Raw genomic sequence first — 21183 nt, forward strand, 5'->3', positions numbered from 1 at the left:
TACGTCCACTTCGCACTGTCCGATATGGACGCACAGCCGTCGCTCCCGACACCGTCGGACGTGACCGAAATCCCGGATGACCGAACCGGCGAGCTGATCTACCCTGGCGTGCGTGATACAGCAGCAGCTCTTCCTCTGAGGGACGACGCCTCCACCGGTGCCGCGGGACCCGCGGTGCCGGCTTCGTCCTTTCCGCTGATCACCCTTGTTGGAGGCACTTCCTCATGTCATCTCGTTCGCTCGCTCCCGCGCGCGCGGCGCACGTCCGTGCGTCCGACGTGTACGTCTCGTTCGGTGGGCGGCCGGTACTGGCCGGTGTCGCCCTCGTCGCCGCCGCCGGGGACCGGGTCGCCGTCGTCGGGGAGAACGGGCGCGGCAAGACCACCCTGCTCCGGGTGCTCGCCGGGGACCGGTCCGCTGACTGCGGCCAGGTGCACCGCGCCGGCTCGGTCGGCATGGTCGACCAGCAGCTCCCACTCGGCGGCACCGACACCGTCGGTGACCTGATCGACCTCGAGCTGGCCACCGTGCGTGGGGTGCTGGCCCGCCTCGACCGCGCCACCGAGGCGCTCGCCGAGGGTCGTCCCGGCGCGGACGGCGCCTATGCCGCCGCGCTCACGGAGGCCGAGGCGCTCGACGCCTGGGACGCCGACCGGCGGGTCGAGGTCTCGCTGGCCGCGCTGAACGCGGTCGACGACCGCACCCGCCCGCTCGGCACCCTGTCGGTCGGGCAGCGCCACCGGGTGCGGCTCGCCTGCCTGCTGGGGGCCGGGCACCAGGTCCTGCTGCTCGACGAGCCGACCAACCACCTCGACGCGGGCGGCCTCGACCACCTCACCGAGCGGCTGCGGGCCCATCCCGGGGTGATCGTTCTGGTCAGCCACGACCGGGCGCTGCTCGCGGACGTGGCCACCACGGTGGTGGACCTCGATCCGTCCAGCGACGGCCGCCCACGGACCTACGGCGGCGGCTATGCCGGGTACCTCGACGGCCGCCACGCCGAGCGTGCCCGGTGGGAGGCACTGCACGCCGACCAGGTCGCCGAACGGCAGCGGCTCGCCGACGACCTGTCCTCGGCCCAGAACCGGCTGCGTGACAACTGGCGTCCGGACAAGGGCCACGGCAAGCACACCCGCGCCACCCGCGCACCTGGCCTGGTCCGCGCGGTGCACCGCCGGCAGGAGGACCTGGCGGCGCACACCGTTGCCGTCCCGTCGCCACCTGCTCGGTTCGCCATGCCCGACCTGCCCGTCCACCGCGGCGCGACCCTGTTGCGGGCCGACGCCGTGACCGTGGCGGGACGGCTCGAGCGTCCGGTCGACCTGGCGCTCGACTCCGGCGACCGGCTCGTCGTCAGCGGACCCAACGGTGCGGGCAAGTCGACGCTGCTGGCGGTGCTGGCCGGCGAGCTGGCACCAAGCACCGGCACAGCCGCCCGTGCCCGGCCGGTCCGGGTCGGGCGGCTCGGTCAGGAGTCCGGGCCGCCGGAGTCGCGCTCGGCGTTCGAGCTGTACGCCGAGCGGATCGCCCGAACGGGGCTGCCGGCACCCGGACTGGGTGAACTGGGCCTGCTCGACCGGCACGACACGCACCGGCCGGTCGCCGACCTGTCGATCGGTGCGCAGCGCCGGCTGGACCTGGCCCTGGTGCTGGCCGGCCGACCCCACGTGCTGCTGCTGGACGAGCCGACCAACCACCTGTCCGCCACGCTGGTCGACGAGCTGACCGCCGCGCTCCACGCCACCCCGGCCGCGGTCGTACTCGCGACCCACGACCGGCAACTCCTGCGCGACACGGCTTCCTGGCCGCGACTGGCCCTGTGACCAGGCCGGCTGTCCGAGGCCGGCGGCTGGCTACACTTGCCGCGTGCCGCGAGTAGGTGTGTTGTTGGCCGCCGGCCTGGTCGCGGCACTGGTCGCCCTGGCGTTCGTGCTGCCGGTGCCCGAGCCCGCGCAATTGCGGACGTGGGCGTCCGGGGCCGGGGCGGCGGCACCGGCGCTGATGTTCCTCGCCTACGTGGTGGCCACGCTCGTGCCCATCCCGCGAACGGTGTTCTCCCTCGCGTCGGGGCTGCTGCTCGGCCCGGTGGTCGGGGTGGCCGTCGCGCTGGTCGCGACCGCCGTCAGCGGGCTGCTGAGCTTCGTGCTGGCCCGGTCGTTGGGCAGGCGGGTGGTGGCCCGGCACCTGGACCGGGCGGCTCTCCAGGCGGTGGACGTACGGCTCACCCGGGGCGGGTGGCTCGCGGTCGCGTCACTCCGGATGATCCCCGCCGTGCCGTTCCTGCCGACCAACTACGCCTGCGGTCTGTCCTCGGTGCGGACCCGCCATTTCCTGGCGGGCACCATCGCCGGCAGCGTGCCGGGCACGACCGCGGTCGTGGTGTTGGGCGACACGCTGACCGGCGGCACTCCCCCGGCCCTGCTGGCGGCGCTCGCCGTGTTCGCCGTCGCCGGGGCGACCGGCCTCTGGTTCGCGATCCGGACACAGGCACGCAAGGCGTGACCACGGCTGGTCAACCGGCGTCGTCCAGTTCCACCGTGAGCGTGTTCTCCAGCCTCTGGGCGACGGTGAACAGGTCCTCGGCCGTCGGACTGATGATCATCGCCCGCCACAGGCTGCTGAACCCGCCCATCCGCCAGTCCGGCCTGGCACCCGCGCGATAGCGGATGGCGAGGTCCCGCACGCCCGCGAGCGTGCGGGCCTGCTGCTCACCGTGGACCGCACGCACCACCACGTCGCGCTGCGGCGAGGCCGGGGTGAACCACAGCGAGAAGCACTTGAAGCGCGTGGGAGTCTGGGGCCGCGTGCCCAGCGCCATTCGGCCGAGGTCGGCGAGCACGTCATAGCCCGCCGTCAGCTCCAGCTGGCGCGCTACGGAGCCGCCGAGCCGGCCGTTGACCTCGATCACCCGAGGACCGTCCTCGGTGAGCTTGAACTCGATGTGTGTCGCGCCGTGTCGCAGGTCAAGCGCGCGGATGGCCTCGGTCGCGGCGGCACGCAGGACGTCCTGCCGCTCGGTGTCCAAAATGGAGGGCAGCACGTGCCCGGTCTCGCGGAACGGCGCGGCGAGCGGCAGCTTGTCGCTCACCGCGAGATGCGTGATCTCGCCGTCGAAGACCAGCGACTCCACGCTCGCGTGGTCGCCGTAACGCTCGTCCCGGTGCCACCGCTGGCCGGCGAGCAGACTTTCCAGCATCAGCACGGGTTCCCTGCCGTACATCCGGGGATCGTCGCGGTAGTTCCTGGCCGCCTCCCGCACGGCGGCCGTCAGCGCCGAGGCCGAGTCGACGAGCATCGTGGAGATGCTGCCGACACCCACGGTGGGCTTGAGCACGGCGGGCAACCCGACCTCGGCCAGGGCGACCGCCGGATCCACACCCGGCTCCAGTACCGCCACCCTCGGCCCGGGAACGCCGGCCGCGAGCAGGGCGGCGCGCTGCAAGTCCTTGCGCCGCAACAATGACGCCGCGTGCGCCGAGTGGTACGGCAGGCCGAGCTGTTCCGCCGCGACCGCCACGTCGGACAGCAGGTGCTCGTTCTGTGCGAAAACCCCGTCCGGTGACCACGACCGGGCTGTCGTGGTGATCGCCTCCACGACCTGGTCTGGCCGCTCGACGGTCACCACCTCGACGGTGTCCGCCCGGGTGGCCAGTTCGCGTGCCTTCTGAGCCGCCAGATCGGGAAACGGCGGCGGTACGTGGACCACTTTCAGTTCGGCCAGCGGAGTGAGCGACCGCAGGTAGTCACGCGGTGAGGTCCCGCCCATCCCATCGACGACCAGCAGCCGCGGCAAGCCCATCAGTCCCCCTCGGTTCGTTGACAGGTAAGCAGTTGCACGGCGCGTGCCCCCATGCGTGCGATGATGCCAGAAGGGCGATCAACTCGGTGACCGTGTCGCACCGGCGCCCGTCGCCCGTCACGACCACGCGGCTACGGAGAGTTCCCATCAGCGACGTCCCTTCGGTGGACGGCCCTTCGCGACGGGCGGTACACGACACCCTCACCGCCACTGGCGCATACCCCTCCGCCCAACGCCACGATCAACAAGGTTTAAAGGGTGACGGAGGCTGCGCAACCTCCGTCACCCTGGGGTTCCCTCACGACCAGCGGTGGGGGTCGTCGAGAATCGGCCTTATCCGGGACAGGTTCTGAACCTGTTGGAGGGATTGGCTTACGCCAGGAGGGTCACTGGCCGACCTCGGTGATCTTCAGGGCGTCGTGAGAGCGAGACAGTCGCATAGGCGCCCTCCTTTCTCGTGCACTCGGTCCGTCGTCGCCATGTCCGGTTCGTTACACCATGCCCGCTTTGAGAACTATCCGTACCGGACCTGACACCGAGGGCGGTGAAACGAGCTGGGAATCCCCACTTTCAGATATCTACTCGATGATCAAGCTGGTCAGCCACGTGCCGATGCCCAACCCGGGGCGCGGGCTACGGTGCAATTCCCGGGTATATCGCCCGGCGTCATCAATCCGTATCAGATCAACCACATGCGGTAAACAGGCGCGGTTCGGCAAACGCGCCAACTCGTGACATATGCGCGATAAACAATCGCCCACCGAGGGAGCTTTTCGCCTCGCGGCGGGCGATCGATATATGAAACCCATCTACGCGGCAACGGTCAGTCGGTGGCCATGCCATTCCGGGCTGTCGAAGGCCACTCTCGTCCGGCTGCGGGAGATGCTCGCCGAGCAGGACGACACGACGGTCACCACCCGCTCCGTCACCCCTCGTCACGTACCAGCTCCACCTCCAGCCGCCTTGACAAAAAATGTTGTCGGTGTGAGGGTGGGGCCATCGATGAGAGGGGTTGATGATGTTCGTTCCGGTGACCAGCATCCTGGTCGACGACCAGGACAAGGCCCTGGCGTTCTACACCGACGTGCTGGGTTTCGTGAAGAAGACCGACATCCCGGTCGGTGACGCCAAATGGCTGACCGTGGTCTCACCCGACGCGCCGGACGGTGTCGAGCTGCTGCTCGAGCCGGACGGCAACCCGGGGATCCAGATCGACGGCAAGCCGGCCGCACGGGTGTACAAGAAGACGCTCTACGACGCGGGCATGCCGTTCACCATGCTCGGCAGCACGGACCTGCAGAAGGACTACGAGCGGATGACCGAGCTCGGCGCCAGGTTCACCCAGGAGCCGACGAAGACCAGTTTCGGCGCGCAGGCGGTGTTCGACGACACCTGCGGCAACCTCATCCTGCTCACCCAGCAGGACTGATCGCGGTGGACGAGCGCCGGCGCCTGTCGAAGGAGATCGAGCTGGCCGCCACCCCGGAACAGGTCTGGCAGGCGATCTCCACACCGGAGGGCATGTCGATCTGGTTCGTGCCGCACGAGCACTCGGGCGACGAGATCGAGGCGGACTTCGGCGGCGGCAACACCGCGGCCGGCCAGGTGCTGGAGTGGGAGCCAGGCAAGCGGGTCGTGTACGGAGCACCCGGCCCGGACGGCACGACCCCGATGACGCTGGAGTTCCTGGTCGAGGGCGAGGAGGGCGGCACCACCGTTCTCCGCCTGGTCCAAAGCGGATTCTTCGGCGACGACTGGGAGGCCGAGTACGACGGTTTCGGCAAGGGCTGGGACATGTTCTTCCACAACCTGGCCGCGTACTTCCGGCACTTCCCTGGACTGCCGGTGGCCAACGTGGTCGCCACGGGGTTCACCGAGCTACCTGGCGAGACGGTCTGGGCACGGTTGGTCGCCCGACTCGGCGCGGATCCTGCGCTCGGCGAGCGAGTGCACCTCTCCCCGGAGGGCCTCGAACCCATCGAGGGCGTGGTCGACCTACGCGACCACTTACTGCTCGGCATCCGCACCGAGCACGGTCTCTACCGTTTCATGGCCGACGATCGCCACGGCATGGTGACCACCACCCAGTACTTCTACGGCGTGACGGTGGACCGCGAGTCCCGCACCGCCGCCTGGCAGTCCTGGCTGGAGGCCCAGATGTCCTGAAGGCAGCGCGAGCACTTGTGCGGGACCATGGCGGTGTGCGGCACTGGTGGCAGGGGCTGAGCGCGCGACGACGCTGGTTGGTGACGGCGGTCGCGGTCATGGTCGGCGCCGGGGCGGTGCTCGTCGGTGTGCGCGTGGCAGGCGACGACCACCCCGAGCGGGACGGTCCCGTCCCGGTCCTGCTGGTACCCGGCTACGGCGGGTCCCGGGCCGCACTGTCCACGTTGGCCGACCGGCTGCGTCGTGCCGGTCGGGACGCGCGCGTGCTGACGCTGCCCGGTGACGGCACCGGGGACCTCAATGCTCAGGCCCGTCTACTCGACGAGGCGGCGGGCGGCGCGCCAGTGGACGTGATCGGCTACTCGGCGGGCGGTGTCGTGGCGCGCCTGTGGGTGGACGGCACCGGCGCCCGGCTCGCGCGCCGGGTCGTCACACTCGGCTCGCCGCTGCACGGCACCGAGATCGCCGCCGCCGGCGGGGTCCTCGCGCCAGGGGCGTGTCCGGTCGCCTGCCAGCAGCTCAGCCCGGGGAGCGCGCTGCTCGCCGAGATCAGCCGACCGGTCGCGGTGCCGTGGCTGTCGGTGTGGACCGAGAACGACCAGACGGTCGTGCCGCCGGACTCCGCCCGCCTGCCCGGTGCGGTGAACGTGTCCCTGCAACAGGTCTGTCCCGACGCGGTCGTGACGCACGCACAGCTGCCGACGGACCCGCTGGTGACGGGGATCGTGCTGCGAGCCCTCGGCGACGCCACTATGAGCGCACCCTCCGCGGCGGACTGTACGCGGCTGCGGGCTAGCTCGTGATGTCCTTCGTGCCGAAGTTCGCCCACGCGGCGCCGAAGAACACGACGATGTAGCCGGCCTGGAGGAGCAGTCCGCGATCGACGTTGTGCCACAGGATCGGGTCGCGGAAGAAGTCGATCCAGGACAGCCAGTAGTTCGTCGGCAGGTAGGGCTTGATCGGGTCGGCCGCGTCGAGGGTCTCCAGGATCGAGCTCGCGATGAGCACCGCGAGCGACGCCAGCGCGGCGCCGAGTGCCGAGTCGGACAACGTGGAGAAGAACAGGGCGATCGTGCCGAAACCGAGCATCGACACGACGATGTAGCCGATCGCCGCGAGGAGCCGGACGGTCAGCTCGGCCGGACCGAGGGTGGCGCCGGACAGTGACGTGACGGCACCGGCCTGTCCGACGGCCTCGGCTCCGGTGCCGAACAGCGCGACGCCGACGGCGAGCGAGGTCACCACGACGATGAGCACGGCCAGCACGATGTAGATCGCGAGCGCGACGAGCTTGGCCGACAGCAGACGGGACCGGCCGACTGGCCGGGCGAGCAGGTACCGCAGGGTCCCCGTGCCGGCCTCGCCCGCGATCGCGTCGCCGGCGTAGACCGCGACGGCCAACGGCAGGAACACCGGCAGCACCATGGCGAGCGCCGCGGCCGGGAACAGCGAGCCGTTGCTCATCACGGCGGACAGGAACGCGCCGCCCTGACCCGGCGGCGGGGCGATGTCGGACACCGACAGCAGCACCGCGACGAGCGCCGGCACGGCACACAACAGGACGATCGACAGCCACACCCGAGGCCGGAACACCAACTTACGCAGCTCGACAGTGATCATCGCGCCACCCCGCAGCCGACAACCGCGTCTGAGGGGCGCGGCGCACGTGTCCGGGCTCGCGACACCGGTTCCTTCACGTCGACGGCGGTCATGGCCGGGCCACCCGGTCGTTGCCGTGGCCGGTCACCTCGAGCACGACGTCCTCGAGCGTCCGCCGCTGCTCGCCGATCGCCGACACGCGGATCCCCTCCCCCACCAGCGTCGCGTTCAGCGCCGCCGGATCGGGGTGGCGGATCACGAGACGCTCGCCGTCGCGGGAGATGACCTGACCGTCGAGGATCGTCGCGACCCGCGCCGCGTCCGGGGTGTCCACGAGCACGTGCCCGGTGGGTGCCTGAAGGGTGGAAAGGGACTCCTGCACCACGAGCCGGCCGCGGTCCACGATCCCGACCCGCGTACACAGCTGCTCCACCTCGGAGAGCAGGTGACTGGACAGGAACACCGTCGTGCCGGCCTCGTTCAGCCTGGTCAGCAGGTCGCGGATCTCCCTGATGCCACGCGGGTCGAGCCCGTTGGTCGGCTCGTCGAGGATCAGCAGCCTCGGCTCGCGCAGCAGCGCGGCGGCGAGCCCCAGCCGCTGCCGCATCCCCAGCGAGTACGCCCGGACCGGCCTGCGGTCCACACCCGCCAGCCCAACCTGCTCGAGCGCGTCCTCGATCCGCCCCTTGCGGGAACGCCTGCGCCCACCAGGGCCGGCCGCGTCGAGCAGCGCCAGGTTCTGCCGTCCGGACAGGTGCGGGTACGCCGAGGGCCCCTCGACCAACGCGCCGATCTGTTGGAGGACCGCACGGGACCGGGCCGGCATCCGCATGTCGAGCACCTCGATCTCGCCGCTGGTCGCGTACACCAGGCCGAGCAGCAGGCGGACCAGCGTGGTCTTACCCGACCCGTTGGGGCCGAGGAACCCGTACCGGTCACCCTCGCGGACGTCGAGGTCGACCCCGTCGACGGCGACGACCCGGCCGTACCGCTTGGTCAGTCCTCTGGTGACGATCATCGGCCGTCCCACCGGCGGATGGGCACCTCGCGCGCGGCGGCGAGCAGGACGTCGGTGTCGGTGAGGCCGGCGAGCACGTAGGCGCGCCGGGACACCGCGGACCGGACGACCACGACCGACAGCGGCGCGATCGACAGGGAGGTCACCGCACGATCCGATAGCTCCTCGGTCGTCCCAGCCGCCTTCTCGATGACGTCCGCGGCCTGGCGGCCGATGTCGCCGGGCACCGGCACCGCGACGAACGCGGACAGGCCAGTCCCGTACAGGCCGACCCCGCGCACACCGGCCGCGGCGGCCTCCCGCAGGTCCCGCCCGGCCAGTCGTCTCGGCGGGCGGGCCTGCCCCAGCGCGCCGAGAGCGTCGGCGATACCGGGAGCGGCGACGATGGTGTATCCGCTGCCCGGCGGCCGTCGCGGGGTGAGCACGCTCGCCGCCGGCCGCGTCGCGTCGAACTCGAGGAACCGGCTGGCCAGCACGGGACGGCTCGCGCCCCGCGCGGTCACCTCCACCGCGAGCGGCACACCGGTGTCCGGATCGGCCCACAGGTCGACGTGCCCGATCGTGGTGTCCGGGTCGCGCGGGACCAGTCGCAGACCGGCCGCGTCGTGGCCGGCGATCCGCCGCGCGGGCAGCGCGGTGACCGGGTCACCCTCGGCGGCGGACAGGACACGCCGGGCCAGTTCGGGTGGGACGAGGTCGCCCGCGCGGGGAACGCGTACGGGCGCCGTGCCGACCAGCCTGGTCAGCTGGTTGGCGCCGTAGTCCCAGGTGTACTCACCGTCGGGCGTGCCGTACACGTCCCGCTCCGCGACCGGCGACACGACGTCGAACCGCCACCGCGACGGGGCGGCATACCAGGTGCGCACGCGGGTGGTGCCGGTGAGCAGGGCGGTCAGGTCGCGCAGGTTGGGCAGTTCCGGCAGCGCCAGCCCGCCGTCCATCTCGGCGTACCCCTGGTAGGGCTGGTTCGTGGAGCCGAGGACACGCTGCCGCAACGCGTCGGGCTCCACCGTCGCCGCCGACGCGGGCAGCCAGGTCTCCACCTTCGGCACGAGCACGGCGACCAGCGCGGTGGCGGCCACCAAGGTCCACGCCCGCGCCGTCCTGGTCCGCACCACCGACAAGGACACCACCCACCCCGGGACAGCCTCCTGCCGGAGGCCACTCCCTGCCCTTTGTACGCCTCCGACCGACGTGACGTCCCACCGCGCGACCACTTGCGGTGATTTTCCGGTCGCCGCTAAACCTTTCATGGCTCTCAAGGCAGTTAGGAGTGGATCAAGCGGCAGCCGCTGAGGTGCTGCCGCGTGACTCAGGGAGAGTGCATGATCCGCACGAGAGTCGCGGGCCTGCTGGTCGCGGCGACCGCGAGCACGGCAGTGCTCACCGGCGGTTCCGCCGCGGCCGGGCCGGTGAGACAGCCGGCCCCCACACTGGGGACGGCCACCACGGTCACGCTCGTGACCGGCGACGTGGTCACACTGGGCGGACCTCGCGGAGCGGACGTCGTCGCGGCACGCGGTCGCGAGCACGTCGGCTTCCGGATACGGACCGACGTCGACGGCGACATCCACGTCGTCCCGGACGACGCCGTGGCGCTGGTGTCGAGCGGCCGGCTGGACCCGCGCCTGTTCGACGTCACCGAGCTGGCCAGGATCGGCTACGGCGACGCCGACCGCAAGGACGTGCCGCTGATCGTCGACTACCCCGGCGCCACCCCGAAGGCGGCCGGGGCGCGGGCGGTGCGCGAGCTGCGCTCGGTCGGCGCGGTCGCGATGCTGGCCGAGAAAGGCCCGTCGTTCTGGGCGGCCGCGCGTACCTCGGCGAGCAGGATCTGGCTTGACGGTCCGGTGAAGCCGAGCCTGGACCAGAGCGTGCCGCAGATCGGCGCGCCGGAGGCGTGGGCGGCCGGGCACACCGGCGCGGGCGCCACGGTCGCCGTCCTGGACACCGGCATCGACACCACCCACCCGGACCTGGACGATGCCGTCACCGAGTCCCGCGACTTCACTGGGGGCGAGAGCGGCACGGACGACCGGGTCGGTCACGGCACGCACGTGGCGTCGATCATCACCGGCGACGGCGACCGCCACCGGGGTGTCGCGCCGGACGCGAAGTTGTTGAACGGCAAGGTGCTCGACGAGTTCGGCGGCCTCGAGTCGTGGATCATCGCCGGTATGGAGTGGGCCGCGGCCAGCGGCGCCGACGTGATCAACATGAGCCTCGGCAGTGACCTTCCCAGCGACGGCACGGATCCCATGTCACAGGCGGTCAACCGGCTGACCGCCGAGACCGGTGCGCTGTTCGTGGCGTCCGCCGGGAACTCCGGTCCCGGCGCCGGGACCATCGGCAGTCCCGCGGCCGCCGACGCCGCGCTCACCGTCGGCGCGGTCGACAAGCAGGACCGGCTGGCCGAGCGTTCCAGCCGCGGTCCTCGGGTGGGTGACGGCGCGATCAAGCCGGAGATCACCGCGCCGGGCGTGGGCATCGTCGCCGCCAGGGCGGCGAACGGGATGATCGGCACGCCGGCCGGCGACGGTTACGTGTCGCTGTCGGGCACCTCGATGGCGGCGCCGCACGTGGCCGGCGCGGCCGCGATCCTCGCCGGACAGCACCCGGACTGGGCCGCCGACCGTCTCAAGTCGACACTCATGTCGACCGCGAAGGCGAACCCAGACCTGTCGGTGTTCGAGCAGGGCGCCGGCCGGGTCGACGTGGCGGCCGCCTCGGTCGGGACGGCGGTGTCCGCGTCACCGGGAAGCCTGAGCCTGGGCACCGTCCAGTGGCCGCACGACGACGACCAGCCGATCGCGAAGACCATCACCTACACCAACCCCGGCACCACGCCGGTGACGCTCGACGTGGCCGCCGCGATGACCGGCCCGGACGGAAAACCCGCCCCGGCAGGCATGTTCACCGTGTCCCCCGCTCAGGTCACGGTGCCGGCTGGCGGGACGGCGGCGGTCACACTGACCACCGACACCCGGGTCGACACGGCCGACGGCCTGTACTCCGGCACTGTGGTCGCCACCGGCGGTGACCGCACGCTGCGCACTCCCGTGTCGGTGCACCGCGAGATCGAGAGCTACGACGTGAAGCTCACCTTCCGCGACCGCGACGGCAACCCGACGCCGCTGTACGGGTTCTGGCTCGTCGACCACGCCAGGCCCGAGAGCTACCAGGGCTACGACGAGTCCGGGACGGTCGTCATGCGGCTGTCGAAAGGCACGTACTACTTCCAGGGCGTGGTGCTGGACGGGTCCGGTGGTCCGGCGACCGACTTCAGCGAGCCGGCGATCGTCGTGGACGCCCCGGCCGAGTACACGTTCGACGCACGCGACGGCGCGGCGCTCGGCTTCACCGTCGACCGAGCGGAGGCCAGGCCCGCGTCGGCGGCGGTCGGGTACACGATCACCACCGCGTGGGGAGAGGTCGGGTCCTACAACGAATATCCGACCCTCGACGCCGTCCGGTCCCGCCCCTCGCAAACCCAGGCGCCGGGCACGTTCGAGTTCACGATGGAGACCCAACTCGCCAGACCGGACAACACGGGCGAGGGACGCGGGTTCCACGCGAGCCCGTACCTGTACAACCTGCGACTCGTCGACGACAGTCGCGTGCCGGCGGAGCTGGTCCGGCGGGTCACCGACCGGCAGCTCGCCAAGGTCGTCTCGTCGCACGCGGTCGCGGCGGAGGGCAAGATCGGTGTCCGGGACCACTTTCTGACGATGCCCCTGCCGTTCACGCTGACCGAGTACTACTCGCCGGGCACCGAGTGGTACCCGAACTTCAACGACGCGGCCGACGCCCACGAGTTCCCGCCGAGCGGCGTGCTCAACAACGCGTACGGCCCAAGGTCGTACCAACTCGGCCGCACGGTGCGGGAGCGGTGGAACATCGGGGTGTTCGGGCCGGGTTTCCCGTACCACCCGGAGGACCCGGTCAGCCATGCCGCCCGGCTCGGCGACGAGTTCCTGTTCGCCCCGCCCCTGTTCTCCGACCAGCACCTCGACACGCAGGGCAGCGCCGGCGAGGTGATCGGCAGCACACAGCTTCTCCGCGACGGTGAGGTGCTCGTCGACTACGGGGCACCGGGCTGGATCGGGGGCACGATGCCACCCGAGGAGGCCGTCTACACGGTACGCACCACCGCGGAGAGGCCGCCCGGCTCGCTGTCCACCCGTATCGACGCGGAGTGGACGTTCCGCTCGGTACACAGCGAGGCCGAGCTGCCGACGCCGATCCCGGCACTGACGTTGCGTCTCGCGCCGAACCTGGACGACCACAACGCGGCGCCGGCCGGGAAGAGGTTCAGCTTCCCGTTCCACGCGCAACGAAACGGGGCCGTGCGGCCGGGTGCCGTCAACACGCCGACCGTCGAGATCTCCTACGACGACGGCACAACCTGGCAGCGAGCCCGCGTCACCGGCCAGCACGGCAAGTGGCAGGCCCAGGTCGACCACCCGAGGAACGCGCGGTTCGCGTCCGTGCGCTGGTCGGTCTCCGACGCCGACGGGAACACGGCGAAGGCGACGATCATCCACGCCTACAGGCTGAAGTAGGCCACACGGGGCCCGCACCGGAGCCGGTGCGGGCCCCGTGTGTCAGCGCCAGATGGACCGGTGTTGGACGGCGTCGTGGACGCGTGCTTCCTTGGTGTTCCGCGCGGTGCGGGTTCCGTCGGCCGGGACCTGGGGCCGCGGGTCACCGGCGCACTCCGACCGGGACGGCGGGAGCACGCCGTTGATCAGGTCGTTGTCGATCTTTTCGGTGACGCACGGGTTGCTGCCGTAGTGGCCGTGCTGTCCGCTGTCGCGCACGGAGATCAGCTCATCGCCAACGCGTCGCACGAACTACGCACTCCGCTCGCCGTGGCACGCACGACGCTCCAGATCGGACTGAACACGACGGACCAGGAGCGGGTCGGCCGAGTACGCGAGGAGTTGCTGCGCAACAACGACCGCTGCATCGCGTTGATCAACGGTCTGCTCACCCTGGCCCGCGGGGAGCACGGCGCACACCGGCAGGACCCCGTGAACCTCGCCGACGTCGTCCGCACGGTCACCGGTGAGCTGCCCGCCGGCGGACCACGCCTGCGCACCGACGTACCCGTGCGATGCACGGTCCTCGGCGATCCCGTGCTGCTCGCCCAGATGGTGCACAACCTCGTCGGCAACGCGGTGCGGTACAACGTGCCCGACGGCGAGGTACTCGTGAACCTCGACGCCGACGGCAACCTGACGATCAGCAACACCGGCCCGGAGATCGGCACCGACGAGGCGGATCGGCTGTTCGAGCCGTTCTACCGGGGTGCGGTGAGGACCGGGCAGACCGGCGGCGCGGGGCTCGGGCTGTCCATCGTCCGTGCCGTCGCCCACGCGTGCGGCGGCACCGCCACCGCACGACCCCGACACGGTGGCGGCCTCGTCGTCGAGGTCCGAATCCCCTCGGCTACTGACGAACCACCTCCCCGTCCAACAGGAAGGGTTCGAAGCCCTGCCAGGGTTCCGTCCGGTCGCTGTTCATGATCACCTCGGGTGAGTACTGCGCGAGGTAGACCCGGCGGACGCGGTCGGTGAGGTTGGGGCCGCTGCGGTGGAAGACGACGCTGGAGAAACAGGCGATGCTTCCCGCGGGCGCGATGATCGGCACTCCCGGATCGGTACCGATGTAGCCGACCTTGTCGTTGGTGGTCGCGTCGTCGAAATGCTTGACATAGGTCCGAATGCCCGCGCGCGAGTACGGCAGGAGATAGACGCAGCCGTTTTCTTCCGTGACGTCGTCGAGCGCGATCCAGCAGGTCAGGTATGGCTCGTGGTTCTCGTGGACGTAGCCGCTGTCCTGATGCCACGAGAACGCGCTGTTCTTGTCGGCGCCCTTGATGACGTACTGCTCGACGAACTGGTAGGCGTTGACGCCGATGGTGGCTCGGCAGATGTCGGCCATGAGGTCGCCGAACAGGAACGAGCGTAGCGCGGGTTCGGTCTTCGCCAGACCGTTGGCGAAGTAGCGGCGACCCCGGTGGTTGATGTCGAGCACGTCGACGCCCGCGGCGTCCATCTCGGCGTCGATCCGGTTCATCGCGGTCTCGGCGAACCCGCGCAACAGTTCGAGTTGCTCGTCGGAGAGGACGCGTTCGAGTACGAACCAACCCTCCTCGCGGTACTGCTTTCGCTGTGCTTCCGAGACGACTGACAGGGTGTTGGTCATGCACGGGAGGCTAGGCACGGCGGTCACGCCGCAGAAGGGACGTCCTGGCCAGGACTGGTCCATAATGGTCAGATGTCGCCGAGCAAGCCGGTCCGGATCGCGTCCCAGGACGAGATCGGCACTCCGCTGGGCCGGCTGCGTGCGGCCGGCTTCGTCGACGACGGCCCGGCGACGCTGCCCGAGCCGAGGCGCGTCATGGACTCCTACGCACTCGTCTTCGTGCACCAGGGCACGGGCTCCTACGTCGACGACACGACCAGCGCGAGACCGGTCCAGCCCGGCGACACGATCGTCGTCGCACCAGGACAACCACACTGGTACGGTCCGCCGCCCAGTGCCACCTGGAGCGAGATCTTCCTCGTCTTCGACGGGCCGATCTTCGACGTCCTGGCCACCAGCGGCGTCCTCGACACCCGGCAACCCGTTCGCCGCGTCCAGCCGTTCCAACCGTGGTGCGAACGCCTCCGCGCGTTCGCCGACCGCAGGCGCGGCAGCAGCCTCCTCGAGTGCCAGCTCGACGTCCTCGAACTCGCCACGCTCCTCGTCGAACTCCACGGCCACGACCACGCGGACCCCGTACCGCGGCCCATCCGCCGCGCCCGCGAACTGCTCGCCGGCGACCTCACCGCCGAACTCGACCTGCGGGCCGTCGCCGCCGACGTCGGGCTGCCCTACGAAACGTTCCGCAAGAGGTTTCGCGCGGCCACCGGCGCGTCACCCGCGGCGTTCCGCCTGGACCGCCGGATCGAGGCAGCACAGTCGCTGCTGCGGATGACGACCGAAACCCACGCCGCGATCGCGACAAGCCTTGGCTTCGCCGACGAATACCACTTCGCCAAGCGATTCCGAACACGCGTCGGGATGTCACCCCGTGAGTACCGTCGCGCGGCCATGTACCGGGAGCCTATCCCCGGCGCGCTTCGAGGGCTTCCAGAATCAGGTCAAGGCCATAGGTGAACTCGCTGCCGAGGTCGTAGTCCGGCCGCAGGGCATGGTCGACGATCACCTCGGTGAGGTATGGCAGTTCGTCCTCGGGCAGGTGCTCCAGGATGTTGCCGGCCACCTGTTCGACATCGTCCCGTGTGGTCACCGGCATGTTCGCCTCCTGGAGGACGAAACCGCCGACGTAGCTGTCGATGAGCGAGAACGCGTGCACGGCCATCGCGACCGTGAACCCCGCCTCCCGCAGGACGCCGAGGACGGCGTTGTGGTGGCGGAGCGTCGCGGGGCCCGGGTTGCGGCGGGAGTCCATGAGGCCGAGTGCCCAGCTGTGCCGCGACAGGACCGCACGCGCGGAGACAGCGCGCGCACGGATCGCGTCGCGCCAGTCGCCACCGGCACCGGGTAGTTCGATCGCCGCGAAGACCGCGTCGATCACACCGTCGAGGATCGCGTCCTTGTTGGGCAGGTGGTGGTAGAGCGACATCGCCTCCACGCCCAGTTCCTGCGCGACCCGCCGCATCGTGATCGCCTCCACGCCGCCGCGGTCCGCGACCCGGATCGCGGCGTCCAGCACCCGGTCTCTGCTCAGTGGTTGTGATGGTGGCACGTTGACAACCTTACACTCGTAAGTCACCCTTACGACCGTAAGGCCATGGGAAGGAGAGCTCGATGCCGATGCCGAGATGGTGGGGGCACATCAACAAACGGGTGTTCAACCCACGCGCGATCGCGAGCGGGAGGTGGCCGGTGCTGACGCACGTCGGTCGCGCCTCCGGCAGGACGTTCCACACACCGCTCGACGCGCATCCCGTCGACGGCGGCTACGTGTTCGTCCTGGTGTACGGATCGGGCTCGGACTGGGTGCGGAACGTCCTGGCCTCGGGCAGCGCGCGGCTTCGCGTCGACGGGAAGGAGGTGGCACTCGCGACCCCACGTCTCGTCGGCGAAGACGAGGCGTTCCAGGCCCTTCCCGACGAGGTGAAGCGCCCACCGAAGCTGATGCGCATCACCGAGTTCCTCCGGATGGATCTCGTCGCGGGGTGACGAGACGGCCGGGTGGCGCCGGGTGTCACGACGGCCGTCGTGACACCCGGTGCTTCCCACAGGGTTCTACTTCAGCGCGTAGGCCCGGATGATCGTCTGGCGTGCCGTGTGTCCGGTCGCGTCGGTGATGCTCGACCGTAGCGACACGAACTGCGCGTCAGCCGGGTGGTCGACCGTCGCCTTCCAGCATCCGCCGTCACGGGTGACCCTCGACGGCTGCCAGGTCGTACCGTCGTCGTAGGACACCTCGACGGCGGGTGTACTCACGCGACCGACCGTGTCCGCGTTGCTCTGCACGTAGACCGGGATGGTGAACCGCTTCCCCGCCGGTGCGGCGTTGTGGTTGTCGAGGTTCGGCGCGAACCGCACCGCGAGCAACGGCAGGCGAACCCACTGGTCCCCCGGGACGTACTCCGAGACGAACGTCCACTCCGCACTGATCTGAGTGGACAGTCGAGCCCATTGGGACCGGTCGGCGGACGTGCGCAGGGTGTATTCCGCACGCTCCGGCTCGACAGTGGTACGAAGGAATCCGGGAGACTGGCTCTCGAAGACGACCTCGCCGTCGCGCAGGAGGGTGGTGGTGCCCACCTCGTCCGTCGGAAGGCCCATCCGGCCAGGGTCCTGGTCGGTGATCATGGGCAGGGGGAAGTTGACCACGTCGCCGCGCCGTCCGGCGAAGTTCCAGTCGCCGAACCGGTTCCGCTCACTGTTCGGGAACGCGGTCCCGAAGACGCCGACGTTCCAGCGCACGGTCTGCGTACGGCCGAGCCGGAAGGTCTTCGGGTCGACCTGCTCGACCCACGACACCGGCGGCCAGGCGCTCGGGTCGGAGACCTCCATGAACTGGCCGTCCCACGGCACGTCCGGCGAGTAGTACTCGGTCAGCGTGGTCGGCAACGGCATGGTCAGGAATCCGTCGCGCACCCCGACCGCGCCGGGTGTCGTCGAGGCGTACTCCCCTCGCACCTTCGCGAGGTCCCGGTCGTGGAAGGTCCACTGGAGGTTCCTCGGCACGGTTCCGTTCTCGGTGTGCCGCACGTTGTAGGTGTACGGGCTGCCCTCGAACGACTGACCGTTCCATTCGGCGAGGCGTGCCTCGGCGATGAAGGAGAACTGGTCCTTCTTCGCGGTGGTGGACGGCCGGAAGACCACGTCGTCGTAGTTCCAGAGGATCACCCCGTTCGCGATGTCGCCCCAGGCGGCCTTCCGCACGAACTGGTACAACGCGGTGCCGATCCGGGCGTTCGGCTTGTCGACCGTGAAGCTGACCGGCTTGCCGTCACGCGCGTCGAGCACGAACGACGTGTCACCGGTGATGGTGACCGACGGCTCGATGAACTCGGTGGTCTTGTAATTGTGCGGACCGGTCTGCGTCTGAACCCAGACCTGGAGGTAGAACTCGCCCTTGGGCACCCGCGCGACGACCGAGCCGGACGCGTCGTACTCCGTGACGTACCTGGGGCTGTCCATGTCGGTGAACGAGTAGGCGTACAGGTCGGTCAGCGCGCCGTTCAGGTCGATGAACCTCAGGCTCACGTCGTAGCTCTCCACCTCGCGGTTCACCGTGAGCGGGGTGTGCACCGACTGGCCGCCACCGGTCGCCGTCACCACGCCGCCGTGGACACCGTCCGTCGCGTCGACAGTGGTGTCGGCGGTGACGGTCGCGGTCGCCTGACCGCCGGCCGGCACGGTCAGGCGTGCGGGCGCGACGGTGAACATCCCTTGCGGGGAAGCGGATCCGTTCGGGTCCGTCATGTCCGCGGCGAGGTCGAGCGTGACCGGTGCCGTGCCGGTGTTGTGGTAGGTGACCGTCCTCGCGATCGGCTGGTCGTCGTCGTGCGGCCACTGCGCCATGCCGAGGTTGAGGCTTCCTTCTGACGCGAACACGGTCGACGTGGTCGCCTTGGCGACGTTGACCCGGCCCGCGCCCTGCGCCAGAACACTCACCTCGTCGTTCGGCTCGGCGCTGCCCATCAGGGTCGACTTGAGTGCTTCGGCGGTCCAGTCCGGGTGCTCACCGGCGAGAATGGCCGCGGCGCCCGCGACGTGTGGCGTCGCCATCGACGTGCCGGACTCCGACACGTAGCCGTCCGCGACCGGTTTGCCCATGAAGCCGTTCGCCGCCTTGGCCGCGACGATGTTCACGCCGGGAGCGGTGACCTCCGGCTTGATCGCGCCATCCTCCCGGCCACGGCTGGAGAAGCTCGCGAGCCGATCCTCCCGGTCGACGGCGCCGACGGTCAGCGCGGCGTCGGCGGCCCCTGGGCTGCCGACCCCCTCACCGGTGTTGCCGGCGGCGATCACGAACAGCGTGCCGGTCTCGGCGGTGATCCGGTTGACCGCCTGCGACATGGGATCGGTGCCGTCGCTCGACCACTGGGTACCGAGGCTCATGTTGACCACGTCGGCGCCACTCGCGGCGGCCCACTCCATGCCGGCGATGACCCAGGACTCCGCGCCGGAGCCGAAGTCGTTCAGGACCTTTCCGTTGAGCAGCTTGGCGTCCGGCGCGACGCCGCGGTACTCCCCGCCGCTCTTCGCCCCGCTGCCGGTGATGATCGAGGCCACGTGTGTGCCGTGTCCGAACCGGTCGTCGTCGGTGTCGCTGTCGGTGAAGTTCTGCGCACCGGCGATCGCGTCCGACAGGTCCGGGTGTGTCGCGTCGATCCCGGTGTCCAGCACGGCGACGGTCGTGCCGGCTCCGGTGTGGCCCGCCGCCCACGCGTCGGGAGCGCCGATCTGTGGCACGGAGTGGTCGAGGCTCGCCTTGACCGGCCCGTCGAGCCAGATGTGCTCGGCGTTCTGTGCGGTGGTCCAGAAATCAGGGGTTCGGTCGACCGACACGGCCGCGGCGCTCATCGCCGGCAGCTCCCGGCTGACCTGGGCACCCGCCATCCTCGGGGTCCCACCCGGATAGTCCACGATCACCGGAAGGCGCTCGCGCGAGGCGTCGTCGTAGCCGATCCGCGCCAACTCGGTGACGTCGAACAGGCGCGGGTCCAGCTTTCCCTTGGACAGCGGGACAAGCGCGTCCTCCGGGATCACGTGCGTGTCGCCGTCGACGTCCGTGCGCGTGAAGAAGCTGACGTGCTCACGTCCCTTCGCCGCGCGCACCGTCACGCCACGCATGCCCCCGATGGTGACCTTGTCCCCGGTCAGCAACGTGACCGTCGGCCCCGCCGGCGCCACGCCGGGTGTCGCGGCCGCCGCCGCGACACCCACCGACCCGGTCACCGGCGCGACCACGCCCGCGACCAGAGCCGAGAGCAGGCTCAACCGAGCCCCTCTGTGCCTCATCAACCCTCCAGAAACCTCGCGACGACACTTCGCCGGCCGCCGCTGGCATGATCAAAACGCGCTGGGTCGTTGTCAGGTTGCACGGCAGGCGAGGACCAATCCTGGCCGGTTCCGGCCACAGCGCTGTGCCTCCCGCGGAACCAACGTGCGGTGTGGCACCGTCCTCGTCGTATGCGCGTCCACACCATGACCATGGCCGTCTGCACGGTGTTGCTGCTCGCCGGTTCGACGACGGCGTGCGCTGACGACTCCGCGACACGAGAGCGGATCGCGCCTGCGCTGTCCGAGTCGCCGGACACGCTCGTCCTGCGTGTGCAGGAGTTGCGCAGCGGACCGGCACCGTGGGAACAGGGCCGGCTGCCGACCTTCTCGCTGTACGGCGGTGGACGGGTCGTCGTGCCCGGCCCTTCGGCTGGCGCACTTCAGCAGGCCCGCGAGTTCCACCTTCCCGCGGAAGAGTTCGGGTCACTGCTCACGAGCGCCGTCGTCGCGGGCCTCTACCAAGCCCACACCTACGAGGACACCGACACCGTCGACGCCACGCTGTTGCTGGTGTCGTTACGCGCCAACGACGACATGCGGACCACCCGGGTCACCGAGCCGGAGGCGCACCGCTCGGGACCGGAAGGCCGAGTCGTGGCATACGTCGAGCGGTTGCCAGGCGTCCCGGACGGGGCACGCGTGTTCCAGCCGACGACGCTGGCGGTGTTGGCCACGGGCGGGGTCAGTGAGGGACCGACCGCGGCCGTGCCATGGCCGCTGCGGCCTCTCGGCGACGGAACCAGGACCCGCGAGGGTATGTGCACGTTGGTCACCGGTGACGCGCTCACCGACGTGTCACGGCTGGCCGCGAACGCCAGCCAGGAGACCCGGTGGAGCAGCGGCGGCAAGCTCTACGCGGTGTCGTTCCGGCCCCTGCTACCCGACGAGCACACGTGCCAGGACGTCGACACCTGGTGACTCGAATTCTGGTTCCCATTTCCCATTCGGCGGTCCCACACGCCTCGGATCGTCCGGAATCGCCCTTTCCGAAATGCCCGAAAACCACATTTGTCCGGTTTTTCGCGCATTGCGCCGAACATTGAAACCGCAGGCCATGAGAGTG

General features: G+C 70.3%; 18 protein-coding genes. 10 read left to right on the plus strand and 8 right to left on the minus strand.

Annotated elements, in window-relative coordinates:
• Positions 1-224: 224 nt before the first annotated feature.
• The gene (locus tag VF106_RS19140; protein WP_330841115.1) at positions 225-1823 is read left to right on the plus strand and encodes an ATP-binding cassette domain-containing protein; all 1599 of its coding nucleotides are present in this window, start codon (positions 225-227) and stop codon (positions 1821-1823) included.
• 43 nt (positions 1824-1866) lie between these two features.
• Positions 1867-2502 carry a TVP38/TMEM64 family protein gene (locus tag VF106_RS19145; protein ID WP_330841116.1) on the plus strand — a complete coding sequence of 212 codons (636 nt, stop codon included), beginning with the start codon at positions 1867-1869 and terminating at the stop codon, positions 2500-2502.
• 10 nt (positions 2503-2512) lie between these two features.
• Here VF106_RS19145 and VF106_RS19150 read toward each other — a convergent pair whose 3' ends face one another.
• Positions 2513-3799 (minus strand): ATP-grasp domain-containing protein, encoded by a 1287-nt coding sequence (locus VF106_RS19150; RefSeq protein ID WP_330841117.1) that lies wholly within the window; start codon positions 3797-3799, stop codon positions 2513-2515.
• Positions 3800-4814: 1015 nt separating this feature from the next.
• Between VF106_RS19150 and VF106_RS19155 the strand changes: the two genes are divergently transcribed.
• The 3 genes from VF106_RS19155 to VF106_RS19165 are packed head-to-tail and all read left to right on the plus strand — an operon-like array spanning position 4815 to position 6768.
• Entirely contained in the window at positions 4815-5228 is a 414-nt protein-coding gene (locus VF106_RS19155; protein ID WP_330841118.1) for a VOC family protein, read from the plus strand.
• 5 nt (positions 5229-5233) lie between these two features.
• Positions 5234-5965 (plus strand): SRPBCC family protein, encoded by a 732-nt coding sequence (locus VF106_RS19160; protein ID WP_330841119.1) that lies wholly within the window; start codon positions 5234-5236, stop codon positions 5963-5965.
• A gap of 35 nt (positions 5966-6000) precedes the next feature.
• The gene (locus tag VF106_RS19165) at positions 6001-6768 is read left to right on the plus strand and encodes an esterase/lipase family protein (protein ID WP_330841120.1); all 768 of its coding nucleotides are present in this window, start codon (positions 6001-6003) and stop codon (positions 6766-6768) included.
• Here the strand turns inward: VF106_RS19165 and VF106_RS19170 are convergent.
• The 3 genes from VF106_RS19170 to VF106_RS19180 form a co-directional block, all read right to left on the minus strand.
• Complete coding sequence (locus VF106_RS19170) at positions 6758-7585, minus strand: ABC transporter permease (RefSeq protein WP_330841121.1); 828 nt, start codon at positions 7583-7585, stop codon at positions 6758-6760. The two genes, VF106_RS19165 and VF106_RS19170, sit on opposite strands and share 11 nt — an antisense overlap.
• An 88-nt stretch (positions 7586-7673) precedes the next feature.
• The gene (locus VF106_RS19175; protein ID WP_330841122.1) at positions 7674-8582 is read right to left on the minus strand and encodes an ABC transporter ATP-binding protein; all 909 of its coding nucleotides are present in this window, start codon (positions 8580-8582) and stop codon (positions 7674-7676) included.
• A complete protein-coding gene (locus VF106_RS19180) occupies positions 8579-9712 on the minus strand; it encodes a LolA-like protein (RefSeq protein ID WP_330841123.1) in 1134 nt (377 codons plus the stop codon). The genes VF106_RS19175 and VF106_RS19180 overlap by 4 nt, the downstream gene beginning before the upstream one ends.
• A 195-nt stretch (positions 9713-9907) precedes the next feature.
• On the opposite strand from VF106_RS19180, the gene VF106_RS19185 reads away from it, so the two are divergent.
• The gene (locus tag VF106_RS19185) at positions 9908-13144 is read left to right on the plus strand and encodes a S8 family serine peptidase (RefSeq protein WP_330841124.1); all 3237 of its coding nucleotides are present in this window, start codon (positions 9908-9910) and stop codon (positions 13142-13144) included.
• 42 nt (positions 13145-13186) lie between these two features.
• Here VF106_RS19185 and VF106_RS19190 read toward each other — a convergent pair whose 3' ends face one another.
• Positions 13187-13402, minus strand: a complete 216-nt coding sequence (locus VF106_RS19190; RefSeq protein ID WP_330841125.1) for a hypothetical protein — start codon at positions 13400-13402, stop codon at positions 13187-13189.
• Between VF106_RS19190 and VF106_RS19195 the strand changes: the two genes are divergently transcribed.
• Positions 13382-14110 carry a sensor histidine kinase gene (locus VF106_RS19195; RefSeq protein WP_330841126.1) on the plus strand — a complete coding sequence of 243 codons (729 nt, stop codon included), beginning with the start codon at positions 13382-13384 and terminating at the stop codon, positions 14108-14110. The two genes, VF106_RS19190 and VF106_RS19195, sit on opposite strands and share 21 nt — an antisense overlap.
• Here VF106_RS19195 and VF106_RS19200 read toward each other — a convergent pair.
• Positions 14034-14792 carry a phytanoyl-CoA dioxygenase family protein gene (locus VF106_RS19200; protein ID WP_330841127.1) on the minus strand — a complete coding sequence of 253 codons (759 nt, stop codon included), beginning with the start codon at positions 14790-14792 and terminating at the stop codon, positions 14034-14036. The two genes, VF106_RS19195 and VF106_RS19200, sit on opposite strands and share 77 nt — an antisense overlap.
• A gap of 72 nt (positions 14793-14864) precedes the next feature.
• On the opposite strand from VF106_RS19200, the gene VF106_RS19205 reads away from it, so the two are divergent.
• Positions 14865-15749 carry an AraC family transcriptional regulator gene (locus VF106_RS19205; protein ID WP_330841128.1) on the plus strand — a complete coding sequence of 295 codons (885 nt, stop codon included), beginning with the start codon at positions 14865-14867 and terminating at the stop codon, positions 15747-15749.
• Here the strand turns inward: VF106_RS19205 and VF106_RS19210 are convergent.
• Positions 15697-16341 carry a TetR/AcrR family transcriptional regulator C-terminal domain-containing protein gene (locus VF106_RS19210; RefSeq protein WP_330841129.1) on the minus strand — a complete coding sequence of 215 codons (645 nt, stop codon included), beginning with the start codon at positions 16339-16341 and terminating at the stop codon, positions 15697-15699. The genes VF106_RS19205 and VF106_RS19210 overlap by 53 nt on opposite strands.
• A gap of 62 nt (positions 16342-16403) precedes the next feature.
• Here VF106_RS19210 and VF106_RS19215 point away from each other — a divergent pair, with 62 nt between their 5' ends.
• Complete coding sequence (locus VF106_RS19215) at positions 16404-16778, plus strand: nitroreductase family deazaflavin-dependent oxidoreductase (protein ID WP_330841130.1); 375 nt, start codon at positions 16404-16406, stop codon at positions 16776-16778.
• Positions 16779-16844: 66 nt separating this feature from the next.
• Here the strand turns inward: VF106_RS19215 and VF106_RS19220 are convergent, their stop codons facing one another.
• Positions 16845-20078 (minus strand): S8 family peptidase, encoded by a 3234-nt coding sequence (locus VF106_RS19220; protein WP_330841131.1) that lies wholly within the window; start codon positions 20076-20078, stop codon positions 16845-16847.
• Between the two features lie 171 nt (positions 20079-20249).
• On the opposite strand from VF106_RS19220, the gene VF106_RS19225 reads away from it, so the two are divergent.
• On the plus strand, positions 20250-21038 hold the full coding sequence (locus tag VF106_RS19225; protein WP_330841132.1) for a hypothetical protein: 789 nt from the start codon (positions 20250-20252) through the stop codon (positions 21036-21038).
• Positions 21039-21183: the final 145 nt, after the last annotated feature.

Source organism: Actinophytocola sp. (genome assembly GCF_036378875.1).
GTDB lineage: Bacteria > Actinomycetota > Actinomycetes > Mycobacteriales > Pseudonocardiaceae > Actinophytocola.